The organism is uncultured Oscillibacter sp. (genome assembly GCF_910584465.1).
In the GTDB taxonomy this organism is placed as follows: domain Bacteria; phylum Bacillota; class Clostridia; order Oscillospirales; family Oscillospiraceae; genus Oscillibacter.
Genome location: NZ_CAJUBK010000016.1, coordinates 1 through 13,290, shown reverse-complemented (window position 1 = coordinate 13,290; position 13,290 = coordinate 1). Strand labels below are relative to the sequence as shown.

General features: G+C 67.4%; 14 protein-coding genes. 13 read left to right on the top strand and 1 reads right to left on the bottom strand.

Annotation, left to right across the window (positions count from 1 at the left end):
* The first annotated feature begins 236 nt into the window (after positions 1–236).
* From QZ332_RS05880 to QZ332_RS05835, 10 genes are all read left to right on the top strand, one after another.
* Positions 237–1,010: an A24 family peptidase gene (locus QZ332_RS05880; protein ID WP_295763544.1), complete on the top strand. Its 774-nt coding sequence runs from the start codon at positions 237–239 to the stop codon at positions 1,008–1,010.
* Between the two features lie 33 nt (positions 1,011–1,043).
* Positions 1,044–2,024: a pilus assembly protein PilM gene (pilM, locus tag QZ332_RS05875; protein ID WP_295763540.1), complete on the top strand. Its 981-nt coding sequence runs from the start codon at positions 1,044–1,046 to the stop codon at positions 2,022–2,024.
* A gap of 1 nt (position 2,025) precedes the next feature.
* A complete protein-coding gene (locus tag QZ332_RS05870; RefSeq protein WP_295763537.1) occupies positions 2,026–2,589 on the top strand; it encodes a hypothetical protein in 564 nt (187 codons plus the stop codon).
* On the top strand, positions 2,586–3,155 hold the full coding sequence (locus tag QZ332_RS05865; protein ID WP_295763535.1) for a hypothetical protein: 570 nt from the start codon (positions 2,586–2,588) through the stop codon (positions 3,153–3,155). Before QZ332_RS05870 ends, QZ332_RS05865 begins: the two co-directional genes overlap by 4 nt.
* A gap of 670 nt (positions 3,156–3,825) precedes the next feature.
* The gene (locus QZ332_RS05860; RefSeq protein WP_295763532.1) at positions 3,826–4,359 is read left to right on the top strand and encodes a hypothetical protein; all 534 of its coding nucleotides are present in this window, start codon (positions 3,826–3,828) and stop codon (positions 4,357–4,359) included.
* Positions 4,360–4,474: 115 nt separating this feature from the next.
* Positions 4,475–5,089, top strand: coding sequence for a hypothetical protein (locus tag QZ332_RS05855; RefSeq protein WP_295763529.1), 615 nt, complete (start codon positions 4,475–4,477; stop codon positions 5,087–5,089).
* A gap of 105 nt (positions 5,090–5,194) precedes the next feature.
* The gene (locus tag QZ332_RS05850; RefSeq protein WP_295763527.1) at positions 5,195–6,241 is read left to right on the top strand and encodes a DUF6765 family protein; all 1,047 of its coding nucleotides are present in this window, start codon (positions 5,195–5,197) and stop codon (positions 6,239–6,241) included.
* On the top strand, positions 6,241–7,350 hold the full coding sequence (locus QZ332_RS05845; RefSeq protein ID WP_295763524.1) for a DUF6765 family protein: 1,110 nt from the start codon (positions 6,241–6,243) through the stop codon (positions 7,348–7,350). The genes QZ332_RS05850 and QZ332_RS05845 overlap by 1 nt, the downstream gene beginning before the upstream one ends.
* A gap of 9 nt (positions 7,351–7,359) precedes the next feature.
* Positions 7,360–7,590, top strand: coding sequence for a hypothetical protein (locus QZ332_RS05840; RefSeq protein ID WP_295763521.1), 231 nt, complete (start codon positions 7,360–7,362; stop codon positions 7,588–7,590).
* Positions 7,591–7,604: 14 nt separating this feature from the next.
* Positions 7,605–8,207 (top strand): C39 family peptidase, encoded by a 603-nt coding sequence (locus QZ332_RS05835; RefSeq protein WP_295763518.1) that lies wholly within the window; start codon positions 7,605–7,607, stop codon positions 8,205–8,207.
* A 306-nt stretch (positions 8,208–8,513) separates the two neighbouring features.
* Here the strand turns inward: QZ332_RS05835 and QZ332_RS05830 are convergent, their stop codons facing one another.
* Complete coding sequence (locus QZ332_RS05830) at positions 8,514–9,752, bottom strand: glycerate kinase (protein WP_295763516.1); 1,239 nt, start codon at positions 9,750–9,752, stop codon at positions 8,514–8,516.
* A 581-nt stretch (positions 9,753–10,333) separates the two neighbouring features.
* Here QZ332_RS05830 and ilvA point away from each other — a divergent pair.
* From ilvA to QZ332_RS05815, 3 genes are all read left to right on the top strand, one after another.
* Positions 10,334–11,509: a threonine ammonia-lyase gene (gene ilvA / locus QZ332_RS05825; RefSeq protein WP_295763513.1), complete on the top strand. Its 1,176-nt coding sequence runs from the start codon at positions 10,334–10,336 to the stop codon at positions 11,507–11,509.
* A gap of 116 nt (positions 11,510–11,625) precedes the next feature.
* A complete protein-coding gene (locus tag QZ332_RS05820) occupies positions 11,626–12,813 on the top strand; it encodes a dicarboxylate/amino acid:cation symporter (protein WP_295763510.1) in 1,188 nt (395 codons plus the stop codon).
* A gap of 46 nt (positions 12,814–12,859) precedes the next feature.
* Complete coding sequence (locus QZ332_RS05815) at positions 12,860–13,237, top strand: RidA family protein (RefSeq protein ID WP_295763508.1); 378 nt, start codon at positions 12,860–12,862, stop codon at positions 13,235–13,237.
* Positions 13,238–13,290 lie beyond the last annotated feature (53 nt).

Genomic DNA, 13,290 nt, shown 5'->3' with positions numbered 1-13,290 from the left:
TCCACCTCCTTTTCGCGTCTCCATGGGCCGTTCGCATCTATCCTCATTTTACCACGAAACATCCGCTTTATCAACTTGGAAAACCGTAAAATTTATGTTACGATATCCCCGGGGGCGCGCTCCCTGCCGCCCCGCCTCCTTCCCCCCGTCCGGTCCCCCACACCCCGAGCGAGGGGGAGGCCGGGACGGCAGGGAGGACGCCCCCGGATCTGACAGCAAAAGGAGGATCCACAGCGATGGAACAGCAGATCTGGACAGCCTTCACATGCTTCTGGCTGGCCATCCTCGGCGCGGTGCTGGGGAGCTTCTTCCACTGCGCCGTCTCCCGCTGGGCGGCGGGGGAGGCCCCGTTCCTGGGCCGGTCGCGGTGCGTCTCCTGCGGCCATACGCTGGGGGCCGGGGACCTGGTCCCGGTGTTCAGCTTCCTGCTCCGCCGGGGGCGGTGCCGGTACTGCGGGGAGCGCATCCCCGGCGGGTGCCTGCTGGCGGAGCTGGCGGGGGCGGGGATGATGGGGTGCCTGGCCCTGCGCTTCGGCCCGTCGCCGGAGCTGGGGCAGTGGGCGGTCTGCGGGGCGATCCTGCTGGCCCTCAGCGTGACGGACGCGATGAAGCGGATCATCCTGGACGGGCTGGTGGCGCTGCTGCTGGCGAACCGGGCGGCCTGGGCGGTCCTCCTGGGCTGCGGGGCGGAGGAGCTGATGACGATGGCGGCGGCGTGTCTGGTCCCGGCGGCGCTGCTGGTGCTGGTGGTCCTGGCGGAGAAGGCCCTGGGCCGGGAGGTCATGGGCGGCGGGGACATCAAGCTGCTCTTCGCCTTGGCGCTGTACCTGAGCTGGGCGGAGCTTTTGCTGACGCTGCTGGCGGGGTGCCTGCTGGGGCTCGGCTGGGCGGGACTGGCCCGTCGGGGGCGGGGCGCGGCGCTGCCCTTCGGCCCCTTCCTGACGGCGGGGGCGATGGCGACGGTCTGCTTCGGCGCTCCGGTGCTGGAGTGGTACTTCGGTCTTTTTTGACAGACGACGTGTGTGGATGAAGGAGAAGGGACTATGGGAAAAACGCGGCTGGGATTCGACATCGGGAGCAGCAGCCTGAAGATCGCGGTGTTCCAGGGGAGCGGCCCCCGGATCGAGGAGATCCGCCTGCCGGAGAACCTGGTGGACGGCACGGGGGCGGTGCTCCTGCCCCACGCCTTCGCGCAGTTCTTGAAACAGACGAAGAAGGAGCTCTCCCTCCCCCGGGGGCCGGCGGCGCTGGTGCTGCCGCCCAGCCAGGCGATCTGCCGCCTGGTGACCATGCCCCGGATGACCACGGAGCAGCTGCTGATGAACCTGCCCTATGAGTTCACGGACTTCATCCAGGGCGTGGCGGACCAGTATCATTGCGACTACGCCGTCTGCGCGGGCTCCGACGGGGACGACGAGTCCCAGGGCGTGCCCATGATGGCGGCGGCCGCGGCGAAGCAGACGCTGGCGGAGTACGCGCAGATGTTCTCCCAGGCGGGCTTCCGCCTGAGGACGGTCCTGCCCCAGGAGATGGCGCTGATCCAGCTCTGCCAGTACCGGGGGGCGGGGGCGGACGAGTTCTGCTTCGTGGACCTGGGGCACCAGTCCACCCGCATGACGGTGGTCTGGCGGGACCGGATCCAGGCCACCCGGCAGATCTCCCTGGGCGGGCGGGACCTGGACGCCATCGTGGCCGGGGAGATGGGCGTGGACCCGTTCCTGTCCAACACCTACAAGACGACGAACTTCCAGGACGTGCTGACCATCCCCGCCTTGGCGGAGGTCTGCGATCGCATCGCGGTGGAGATCTTGAAGGTGATCAACTTCTACCAGTTCACCTACCGTTCCAGCACGCTGGAGGGGGTCTACCTGGTGGGCGGCGGCGCGGCCCTGCCGCTGCTGCGGCAGAGCATCGAGGACACGGTGGGCCTTCCGCTGCTGGACCCGGCGGACCTGCTGGCGGAGGCCGGGGAGCGGGCGGCGGCGGGCGTCTTCGCCGCCGGTGCGGCCATGGGAGGGGAATGAGATGAAAAAGACAGCCTATCCCGCCAAGCGGTCCATGAACCTCTACTACCGGCCGGACCGCACCACGAAGCCGGCGACCATCGCCTTATACGTGCTGTTCATCCTGGTGTGCCTGCTGGGGCTGGGCAAGTTCCTGGTCTATGACCTGTGGGCGGAGACCGCCGAGGCCCGGCGCGCCCTCGCCGCGGCGGAGGACCAGCTGGACGGCGTCATGCTGGAGCTGACGGACTACAGCGAGGTCTGGGAGCGTTACCAGCGCTATTCCGCCACCGATGAGGAGCGGGCCCTCATCGACCGCATGGAGATCCTGGCCCTGCTGGACGAGGCCGTGGGGACCACGGCGGCCATGGACGCCGTCTCCATCAGCGCCGGCACGGTCCAGGTCCAATTCTCCGGCGTGACCCTGGCCCAGACGGCCCAGATCGTCCACGTGCTGGAGGCGTCGCCCATCGTGGCGGGCACGACGGTGAACACGGCCTCCACCACGCAGGAAGGGGCCGTCCCCGCCGGCGCCTCGGTCCAAGTCGATGTGCTGATCGATCTGCGGAAGGAGGTGACGGGATGAGGAGACAATTGACGGCCCGGGAATGGATGCTGCTGGCGCTGCTGGGCGTCATCCTGGTGGTCAGCGGCTATATGCTGCTGTTCTACATGCCCATGACCGCCGAACGGGACCGCTGCGTCGGGGAGACGGAGTCCATCCGGACGCAGACGGAGGCCGCCCAGCTCCGCCTGGAGGAGAAGCGCCGGATGGAGCGGGAGCTGGAGGAGCTGTTCGCCGCCGACACGCCGCCGGTGAGCATCGCCGACTATGACAACCTCCAGCCCGTCATGTTCGAGCTGAACGCCATCCTCTCCGGCACGGAGGACTACAGCCTGTCCTTCAGCACGGTAGACGCCTCCCAGCCCATCGTCCGGCGGAGCATCTCCATGACCTTCGCCACCGGGAGCTATGATTCCGCCAAGGCGGTGCTCCAGCAGCTCCACGACAGCGACTACCGCTGTATGCTGGACAGCGTGAGCCTCAGCCTGGGCCAGGGGGCCCAGGGCCCCGTGACGGTCAGCGGGAACGTGGTGTACTTCGAGTACCAGGCGCAGCCCCAGGCGGCCCCGTCCGGGCAGACGGCCTGAGCGCGGCCGGACATGATACGATCCCCTGCCCGGCGGGCGGGGGGGATGGATAAGATCTTTGGCCAGTAGTGGGGACACTGCTGGCCATTTTCGTCGTGCGGCGGCATGGCGGACATCGGGCACGGCTCCCCCGGCCGCTCCTCATAAGGGGCCGGAGGAGCCGCTCAGCCGCCCCCGCGGGCCGGCCGGAGGAGCGGCGTCCGAAGGCGGGCCCGCCGCCGGGGAGCGGGCCCCGGACCCGGCGGATGTCCCGGGTCTTGCGGAGCGGCGGGGCCCAAACGGGTCCATGACTTCCAAAATTTTACATTTTTGTCGAAAAAAGCACCGATTTCCCCAAAATCAAAGATATTTTTCCCCGATCCGACGCGTTTCAGTTACATTTGCGCGGTCCTCATGCCTATGATACCTATGCTGTCCCCTGCGTCCCGCCCCGCCCGCCGCCGTCCGGCGGCGCGGCCAGGATGGGGCGCCTGCGGACAAGTATTTGGATCGGGAGGAACATCACGATGCTGAAGATCGTCATACGAGAGGACGGTTCGCTCCGCCTGCCGGAGCCCGTCATGGGGCGGCTGTCCCTGCGGGCAGGGGACGCCCTCTGCTGCCACACGGAAGATCGGATCTTATACTTGACGCCGGAGAGGGACCTTGATCCGGCGTCCTCTCCCCCCCATTGGAGGCGGACCTCTACGCGGTCTGCTTCGGGACGTTTTCCCTGTACCGCGGCGGCAGGCTGCTGAAGCTGCCCAACAAGAAGTCCGCGGAGCTGCTGGCCCTCCTGCTGTCCGAGCGGGGGCGCGCCGTGCGGAAGGCGTACGCCGCCGAGCTCCTCTGGCCGGGGACCGGCCCCGCCCACGCCATGGACAGCCTGTATAAGGTCTGCGCCGCCCTGCGCCGCCTGCCCGGCCTGCCCCTCCAGGCCAGCCGGGACACCTTATGGCTCGATCCGGCCCGGATCGACAGCGACGCCGCCCGGTTCGAGCGGCTCTGGCGGTACCGGGCCGTCATCGGCTGCTGCACGGCCGCCATCGAGCTGTATACCGCGCCGTTCCTCATGAACGAATATTACGAGTGGAGCGCCCGGGCGGAGGCGTATTACGACATGCGCTACATGGAGCTGCTCTCCCTGGCCGAACAGCACTTCCGCGAGGCCGGGGACCGGGCCGCCGCGCGTTACTACCGGCGGCTGCTGGAGGATTTTTCCTGATCTTCCGAAAAGTTTCCGATCGGCTTCCGATCTCCGGCAGCGGCCTATGGTATACTTAGGCCACAGTTCGAGAGCGATACGGACTGAATCTACATCTTATCAGGAGGAACTCACCATGAGCAAGCACACTCTCTACACCCTGGACGTGATCCACAAGGGGACCGACTGCGGGGACATTTGTCTCTACCAGACCTATGACGGCCAGATGGACGACATCCGGCCCCTGGTGTGGTTCAACAAGACCGCGCACCCCGGCACCCGCCTGCGCTTCGAGTGGGACATCGACTACAGCCTGGCCTGGAGCGAGCAGGGCGACCTGACCCCCGGCGTGGTGTTCCAGGCGTCCCAGATCATGGACGCCGATCCGTCCGACACCGACGCCAACACGCTGCTGCTGACCCGCGACCGGGGCGCGTTCCGCTTCGGCGCGTCCGACAACGCCACCAAGTCCGGCAAGCTGGGCGTCGTCTGCGACAGCACGATCCCCCCCGACACCGTCTCCGTGGGCGTGGCCATGTCCGGCAAGCCTGCCGTGGCCTGCGTGGCCGCTCCCAACCTGAAGTACACCTTCATGCCCCACCCCCGCTACTGGATCGCCTTCGGCAAGTTCGAGGAGGGCGAGGTCATCGACGTCAACCGCATGACCCAGAAGTTCGAGATCGAGTACCCCGTCAACGTCTTCTCCCGGACCGTGGAGCTCAGCGGCAACAATTCCTGGATCCTCAAGTGAGCGGCTCCCCTATGCCGCGGGCGGGGACCATCCCCGCCCGCGGCGCATCTCCAACCCTGTGCCCGCCCGGGACGGCCCGGGCGGGCAGAAAGGCGGCATCATGACATGAATGAGAATTTTTACTACTTCGCCTCCTATACCGCCGCCCTGGCGGCGGGCCTCACGGCGGAGGACGCCGATGCGGTCGCGCGGGCCGTGCGCTTCGCGGAGAGCTATACGGCGGACGGCTCCGGGGAGGGGGACGCGGCCTCCCCGGCGAAAAAGGCGGCGTCGCCGGGGGTGATGGCCGCGCTCCACTACCTGCCGGGAGACCCGGCGCGGACCATGGCGCAGGCAGATCCGCGGTCCGGGAACGCCCCGGGGATGCGGGACGCGCTCTCCCTGGTCAGCGGCCCGGACGGCAGCCTCTCCCGGCGCGCCGCGGGATGGGCGCGGGAGCGCTGGCGGGACGACGAGGCCCACACCGGCGCCCGGCAGGCCGCGGGCATCGTCCTGCACGCCCTGGCAGACGCCTGCCTGCACCGGGGGTTCGCCGGCGTGGCCAGCGAGACCGTCAACGCCGCCGGGGGCATCCTGACGGCGAAGGAGATCCCTCCGGAGCAGATGCGGCAGCTGCTGGGCCGGGACGGCCCCCTGTCCGCGGAGGACCCGTTCGAGCTGGAGCCCTATGCCCCGGAGGACCCGCCGTCCTCCTTCCTGGGGTGCGCGCAGCTGGGGGCGCTGGCCGGGGCCCCCGGCCGGATCTTCACCTACCAGTCCCCCTGGAGGGTGGTCCCCACGGTCTCCTGGGTCGGCCCGTCCCGCTTTGCCGGCGCGTATCTCGTGATGAAGGAGGCGCTGGCGTACATCCGCAGGGCCAAGGCGGACTTCGAGCCCCCCTCCGAGTCCTCGGACGAGGCCCGCGGGCTGGCGCTGTCCTTCTCCGGCTTCCCCTCGGATGAGAGCCTGCCGGAGGAGTGGTGGCAGCCGTTCGCCTGGTGCCGGCGGCGCCCCTGCGATCACCGGGAGCCTGTCTGGGAGACGGACCGGGACTATATCGACAGCTTCGACCGCCAGCTCTTCGCGTTCCGGGACCTGGTGTGGGATGCGTGCCCGGCGCTCCGCCGGAGCGCGAAGCGGCCTGAGACTGAAAAGACGGGAGGTCTGGTGTGATGGATCTGAATTTCCACTATTATGTCACCTATTCCGCGGCCCGGCGGGCCGGGGCCTCCGCCGGCGACGCCCGGCTCATCGCCCGGGCCGCCCGGTATGTGGACGAGTGCGATGGGGTCACGGTGCAGTCCGCCTCCACGATCGTCTTCGAGGACATGCTGGACGTCTTCGACCGCAGCGGGGCGCAGCGCAGGACGCAGGCCCTCATCTGGCCGGTGTTCCACTTCCTCCCCGGGGACTATGCGTCCTTCCGGGGGGAGATGCGGGGCGGACAGGGCCCCCTCACGCCCGAGAAGATGCTGATCTGCGGGCCGGAGAGCAAGCTGGCCGGCGCGGTCGTCCAGGGGGCGAAGCAGTCCTATGACGGCGGGCAGGACCGGGAGAAGGCCCTCCTGCGAATCGGGATCGCCATGCACGTGCTGGCGGACACCTTCGCCCATCAGGGCTTCGCCGGGATCGCCTCCTACGACCTCAACGAGGTCTGCCAGGTCAAGCACATCGTCCCGGGGAAGGACGCCGCGCCGGAGGACATCCTGGACGACGTCCGGTACAGGCCCGGGGACTACAGCCCCGCGCCCACCAGGAGCTCCTTCGGGTACCTGGGGCACGGGCGGATCGGGACCTGCCTGGACCTGCCCTGCGAGACCCTGCATTACAAGGCCCAATGGCACGGGGAGGGAGACCCCTGGATCACCCGCTACAATCCGCTGGAGTTCTACTGCGCCTATCTCCAGATGACGGACGCGATGCGGTATATCCTCGGCGGCGGCGAGGCCGCTCCCTTCGACGTCCGGATGGACCGGAGCGCCCTCATCGACCAGAGGGGGCCGCAGTGGGAGGAGACCCGGGAGATGCTCGGCGTGTTCCTCCGTTCCGCGAGCGACGAGGACCTGGCCTCGGCCTGGTACGACTATACGGAGCGTGCGGAGCAGGAGGCGGGAGGGCCCGGGCTTTGGGCGGTGCAGCCGTATGAGCCCTTCGGAGGGCCCAAGGAGCGGGGAGAGCAGCGGGAGAAGTTCCTCAAAGCGGCAAAGGAGCATCTGACCCTGGTGTGGGACGAGTGCCAGCCCCTGCGGGACTATATCGGCGGGCTGGCCGGCGGCCGGTAGGGTCTCGGGATGGCGTCCGAGGAGACGCTGCTGGACGCGCTGGTCCGCTTGACCGGATGCGCGTTCCTCTCGGACCTGCATCTGGCCGGGAACCGCGGCAGGGTCGTACAGGCCCTCCGGGCCCTGCGCCCGGAGGCGTATCCGCCGGAGGAGTGGCGGGACGCCGCGTGCTACCTCTGCGGCTCCCCGGCGGAGCTCCCCGTCCGGGAGGGACCTGCCCCGCAGGATGGACGAGATTGAGAAGGAGGAAGGACATGGAACGAACAGAGGCCCTCACGGCGGCCGGCGGCAGCCGGACGGGAGAGGGCGCCGGGAACAAAAAACCGGTCTATTACTGCCAAAGCGACCCGAGGTGGCGGGACAAGCCCTATCGGGTGAAGAAGGAGACGTCCACCATCGGCAGCGCCGGGTGCGGGCCCACCTGCGCCGCCATGGCGATCGCCACGCTGAAGGACGGATCCGTCACGCCGGTGACCACCTGCGCCTGGAGCATGGCCAACGGTTATAAGGCGTTGGGGCAGGGCACTTACTACAGCTATTTCCAGCCCCAGATGGCGGCGTTCGGCATCGAGTGCCGGCAGCTGCTGGGCGGGCGGATCTTGGACCAGCCGGAGCATCCGGTCCATGAGCAGGTCCGGGAGCGCCTGGGGCAGGGATATTACGCCATCGCCCTGATGGGGCCGGGGATCTGGACCAAGAGAGGACACTTCGTGCTGGTCTGGGCCTGGAACGACAAGGTGCGGATCTTGGACCCGGCCAGCCAGGAGGAGCGGCGGACGAACGGCGACCCCGCGGCCTTCCGGCGGCAGGTCCGCTGTTATTGGCTGATCGATGCCAGGGGCCCTCAGCGGCCCTGACGAACGGCGGCGGAGCGTAGGCTCCGCCGCCCGAGTGGCCGAAAAAGCAGAGGAGACTTCCCCGACGGGAAGGGAGAGAGTCACGAAAGGGACCCGATAGGGGTCCCTTTCGTTCATCTTGTCAAAAAAGAGAGGACCGATCCAACGGGAAGGGAGAGTGTGTGCGGGAGACCCAGGAAGGGTCTCCTGCACCGTTCAGATCATAAGTTTTCAGGACTTTTTGAAAGTCCTGAAAACTTGCCCAGCCTGTCGAAAAGCCTTTTCGACAGGCTGGGCGGCGGAGCGTAGGCTCCGCCGCCGTCCTGTTCACTCCGGGGCCAGCAGGGCCGCCGCCACGTCGTTGACGTTGGTGCCGGTGGCCCCGGTCATGATGAGCCCGCCGGTCCGCTCCAGCGCGGGATAGGCGTCGTTCTCCCGCAGGACGGCGGACACATCCAGTCCGTGGGCCTCCAGCTCCGCCAGGGTGTCCCCGTCCACATAGCCGCCGGCGGCGTCGGTGGGGCCGTCCGTGCCGTCGCTGCCCACCGAGAAGACCGCCGCGCCGGGGATCCCGGCGATGCCGGGGGCCGCCGCCAGGGCCAGCTCCTGGTTCCGTCCGCCCCTGCCCCCGCCGGTCAGATGCACGATCGTCTCGCCTCCGGCGATGAAGGCCAGGCGCCTGCCGTCCCCGGCGTGGGTCCGCAGGACGCTGGCCAGGAAGCTCCCGGCCTCCCGGGCCTCGCAGCAGAGCCGGTCCGTCAGCAGCAGCGGCTCGTAGCCCAGCTCCCGGCACTGCCGCGCGGCGGCGGCGCAGAGCTCCCGGACGCTGCCGGTGATGCGGGTGGTGACGTTGGACAGCGCCTTGGGCGTCTCCCGCGCCAGCAGGGCGCGGGCCTGCGCGGACAGCCGCAGGCCGTATTTGTCCGCGGCGGCCAGGGCCTGGGCGCAGGTGGAGCTGTCCGGGCAGGCGGGGCCGCTGGCGATCATGTCCAGCGGGTCCCCCAGGATGTCGCTGAGCACGATGCTGAACACCCGCGCCGGGGCGCAGGCCAGGGCGAACCGCCCGCCCTTCACCCCGCTGAGGCGCTTGCGGATGGTGTTCATCTCCACGATGTCCGCGCCGGAGGCCAGCATCTGCTGCGTGATGTCCCGCAGCTCCTCCACGGGGATGAGGGGGCGCTCGAAGAGCGCGCTCCCGCCGCCGGAGAGCAGGAACAGCACGGTGTCCTCCGCCGTCAGCCCCTCCGTCAGCGCCAGCGCCTCCGCGGTGGCGGAGGCGCCGTTCCCGTCGGGCAGCGGGTGCCCGGCCTCATAGCAGCGCACGCCGGGGATGGGGCCCTTCACGTGGCCGTATTTCGTCACCACCACGCCGCCGTCCACGTGCCCCAGGGCATCCGCCGCCGCCGCGGCCATCTGCCACGCGGCCTTCCCCGCGGCCACCAGCAGCGTCCGGCCCCCTGCGGGGCGGAACGCCTCCAGGGCCCGCCGCACCGCCTCGTCCGGCAGCACCGCCCGCAGACTGGCGGAGACGATCCGGTCCGCGTCCCTCCGCATCCTCAAGTCCATATCCGACGCTCCTCTCCCTATCATGACGCTCGTCCGCTCTGCCTGTATGTTACCCCATCCGCGGGCCGAAGGCAAGGGGGGCGGCCGAAGTTCGAGGGCCCGTTTTCACGGATCTGCCGGGGCCTTCGGTAGGGGAGCGCGGGACGGCGGGGGGCCTTTCCCGGGGGGTGTCCCCCCGGGGACCGGGGCGGGGACGCTCCGGTCCCCGGGCCTCCTGTCAGGGCGGCCGGGCGCCTCCGTGAGCGGCGGCCGGGCCGGATGCACTCCATGGGCGGATGTGCGTCTCCCCGCCGGAGACATCCCGTCATATTGTTATTTTTTCTCCATAGGCATTTGGAAGATTTGTGCATTGTTTTCCGACCGTCCATCCTTTATACTTGTTTTTGAAAGGAGGACACATACAAAATAAATTGTGTATGCTCAAGAGACATGTCGGCGATTGCAACAAAGCGCTCCCTGCGGCCCATATCCCTATTGTTGCAATATCACGCCCGTCCCGCATCGGGCCCGGGCATCGTGCCCGGGGCTGCCACACCGAATGAAAACTGACCGAAGGAGGGATCTTTACGCTGACTCTGCAAATGATCTGGGATGCGCAGAACGCTCTGCACGGCATCTCTCGGCGGACCCCGCTGGAATCCGCCCCCAAGATCGGGGAGAACCTGTACATCAAAGCGGAAAACCTTCAGCTCACCGGATCGTTCAAGCTCCGGGGCGCTTACAACAAGATCCGTTCCCTCTCTGCCGAGGAGGCGGCGAAAGGCGTGATCGCCTGCTCCGCCGGGAACCACGCCCAGGGCGTCGCCCTTTCCGCCACGCGGCTGGGCATCAAGTCGACCATCTGCATGCCCGCCGGCGCGCCCATCAGCAAGGTGGAGGCCACCAAGGGCTACGGCGCGGACGTGGTCCTGGTCCCCGGCGTGTATGACGACGCCGCCCGGGAGGCCAACCGCCTGGCCGAGGAGGAGGGCTATACCTTCGCCCACCCGTTCAACGACCCCTACGTGATCGCCGGCCAGGGCACGATCGGCCTGGAGATCCTGGACCAGCTCCCGGATGTGGAGCAGGTGGTGGTCCCCATCGGCGGCGGCGGCCTCATCAGCGGCATCGCCTTCGCCATCAAGAGCCTGAAGCCCTCCTGCCGCGTCGTCGGCGTACAGGCCGCCGCGGTGGCGTCCATGTACGAGTCCCGGAAGGCCGGGGAGGTCGTCACGGTCAAGGACGGCGACACCATCGCCGACGGCATCCATGTCCTCACCCCCGGCGATCTGACCTTCGAGATCTGCCAGAACTATGTGGATGAGATCGTCACCGTTTCGGAGGACGAGATCTGCGCCGCCATCCTGGCCCTGATGGAGGGCCAGAAGACCGTGTCCGAGGGCGCGGGCGCCACGACGGTCGCCGCCTGCATGTTCGGCAAGGTGGACGTCTCCGAGAGGAAGACCGTCTGCGTCGTCTCCGGCGGCAACGTGGACGTGACTACGCTGTCCCGCATCATCAGCAAGGGCCTGTCCAAGTCCGGCCGTCTGGCGGAGATCTCCGCCAAGGTCGCCGACAAGCCCGGCACATTGATCCAGCTCCTCCAGGTCGTCTCGGAATCCGGGGCCAATATCGTCAGCGTCAACCATGTCCGGGACAACGAGTATTCCGACGTCGGCACCTGCATCGTCTCCATGTCCCTGGAGACCAGGAACATGGAACATGTGCGCCAGATCAAACAGGCGCTGCGCACCAAAGGCTATACGTTCATCAATTGAGAAAGACCGGGAAAGACACCGCATCCTCAGCAACGAGCCCGCTGACCCCATGCGCGCATCGAATGGAAAATATTGAAAAAGGAGAGGCTCTCCCTTGGAAAGGAGAGTAAAGCGTCATGAATAAGAAAAAGTTAGGCCTGCTGCCCAGGATCGTCATCGCGATCGTACTCGGTATCCTCGTCGGCGCCGTCTCCCAGATGATGGACCAGCCGATCATCGTCCGGATCGGCGCGACGTTCAACAGCATCTTCGGCAACTTCCTGAACTTCTGCATCCCCCTGATCATCATCGGCTTCGTGGCCCCCGGCATCGCCGACCTGGGCGAGGGCGCGGGCAAGACCCTGGGCCTCACCGCCGGCATCGCCTATATCTCCACCCTGATCGCGGGCACCTTCGCCTTCTGCGTGGACCGGGTGCTGTTCCCCAGCTTCCTGAAGGTGGGCTCCATCGTGATGGACAACGCCCAGAACGCGGAGGACACCATGCTCCCCGGCCTGTTCACCGTGGAGATGCCGCCCCTCATGGGCGTCATGACCGCCCTGCTGATCTCCTTCATCCTGGGCCTGGGCATCGCCGTTACCCGCAATAAGCCCCTGAAGGACATCTTCTTCGGCTTCCAGGAGATCGTGGAGAAGCTGGTGGCCAACATCCTCATCCCCCTGCTGCCCTTCCACATCTACGGCATCTTCGCCAACATGACCTACGCCGGCACCGTGGTGGAGATCATGAGCGTGTTCGCCAAGGTCTTCGTGATCATCATCGTGATGCACATCATCATCATCCTCTTCCAGTACACCGTCGCCGGCACCTTCTCCAAGAAGAACCCCATCGGCATGGTCCGCAACATGATCCCCGCCTACATGACCGCCATCGGCACCCAGTCCTCCGCCGCCACGATCCCGGTCACCGTGGACTGCACCAAGAAGAACGGCGTCAGCAAGAAGATGGCCGAGTTCGTGTGCCCCCTGTGCGCCACGATCCACCTCTCCGGCTCCACCATCACCCTGACCAGCTGCGCCATCGCCATCATGATGCTCAACGGCTGGGACGTCAACATCGCGCAGATGTTCCCCTTCATCATGATGCTGGGCGTGACCATGGTCGCCGCCCCCGGCGTCCCCGGCGGCGCTGTCATGGCCGCTCTGGGCATCCTGGAGTCTATGCTGGGCTTCAATGAGGCCATGCTGACCCTGATGATCGCCCTGTACATCGCGCAGGATTCCTTCGGCACCGCCTGCAACGTCACCGGCGACGGCGCCATCGCCGTCCTGATGGACGCCATCGACGGCGGCAGCGATAAATGACCGGACGCCGGCCTTTGAAAATCACAGTATAGAAAGGAAGATCGCTATGATCGAGATCACCAGCACCTCTGCCGCTCCTTCCGCCATCGGTCCCTATTCCCAGGCCATGAAGGCCAATGGGTTCCTGTTCGCCTCCGGCCAGGTGCCCCTGTCCCCGGAGACCGGCGCGGTGGTCGGGACCACCATCGAAGAGCAGGCCGATCGGGCGTGCCAGAACATCCAGGCGATCCTGGAGGCCAACGGCCTGGGCTTCGAGGACGTGGTCAAGACCACCTGCTTCCTGGCGGATATGGCAGACTTCGCTGCGTTCAACGGCGTTTACGGCAAGTATTTCACCGGCAAGCCCGCCCGTTCCTGCGTGGCGGTGCGGGAGCTGCCCAAGCAGGTCCTGTGTGAGATCGAGATCGTGGCCGTCTGCCGCTGAGCACAGGAAAGGAGAAGAGAGAATGAAAGACATCGTAGAGATCCGGTGGCACG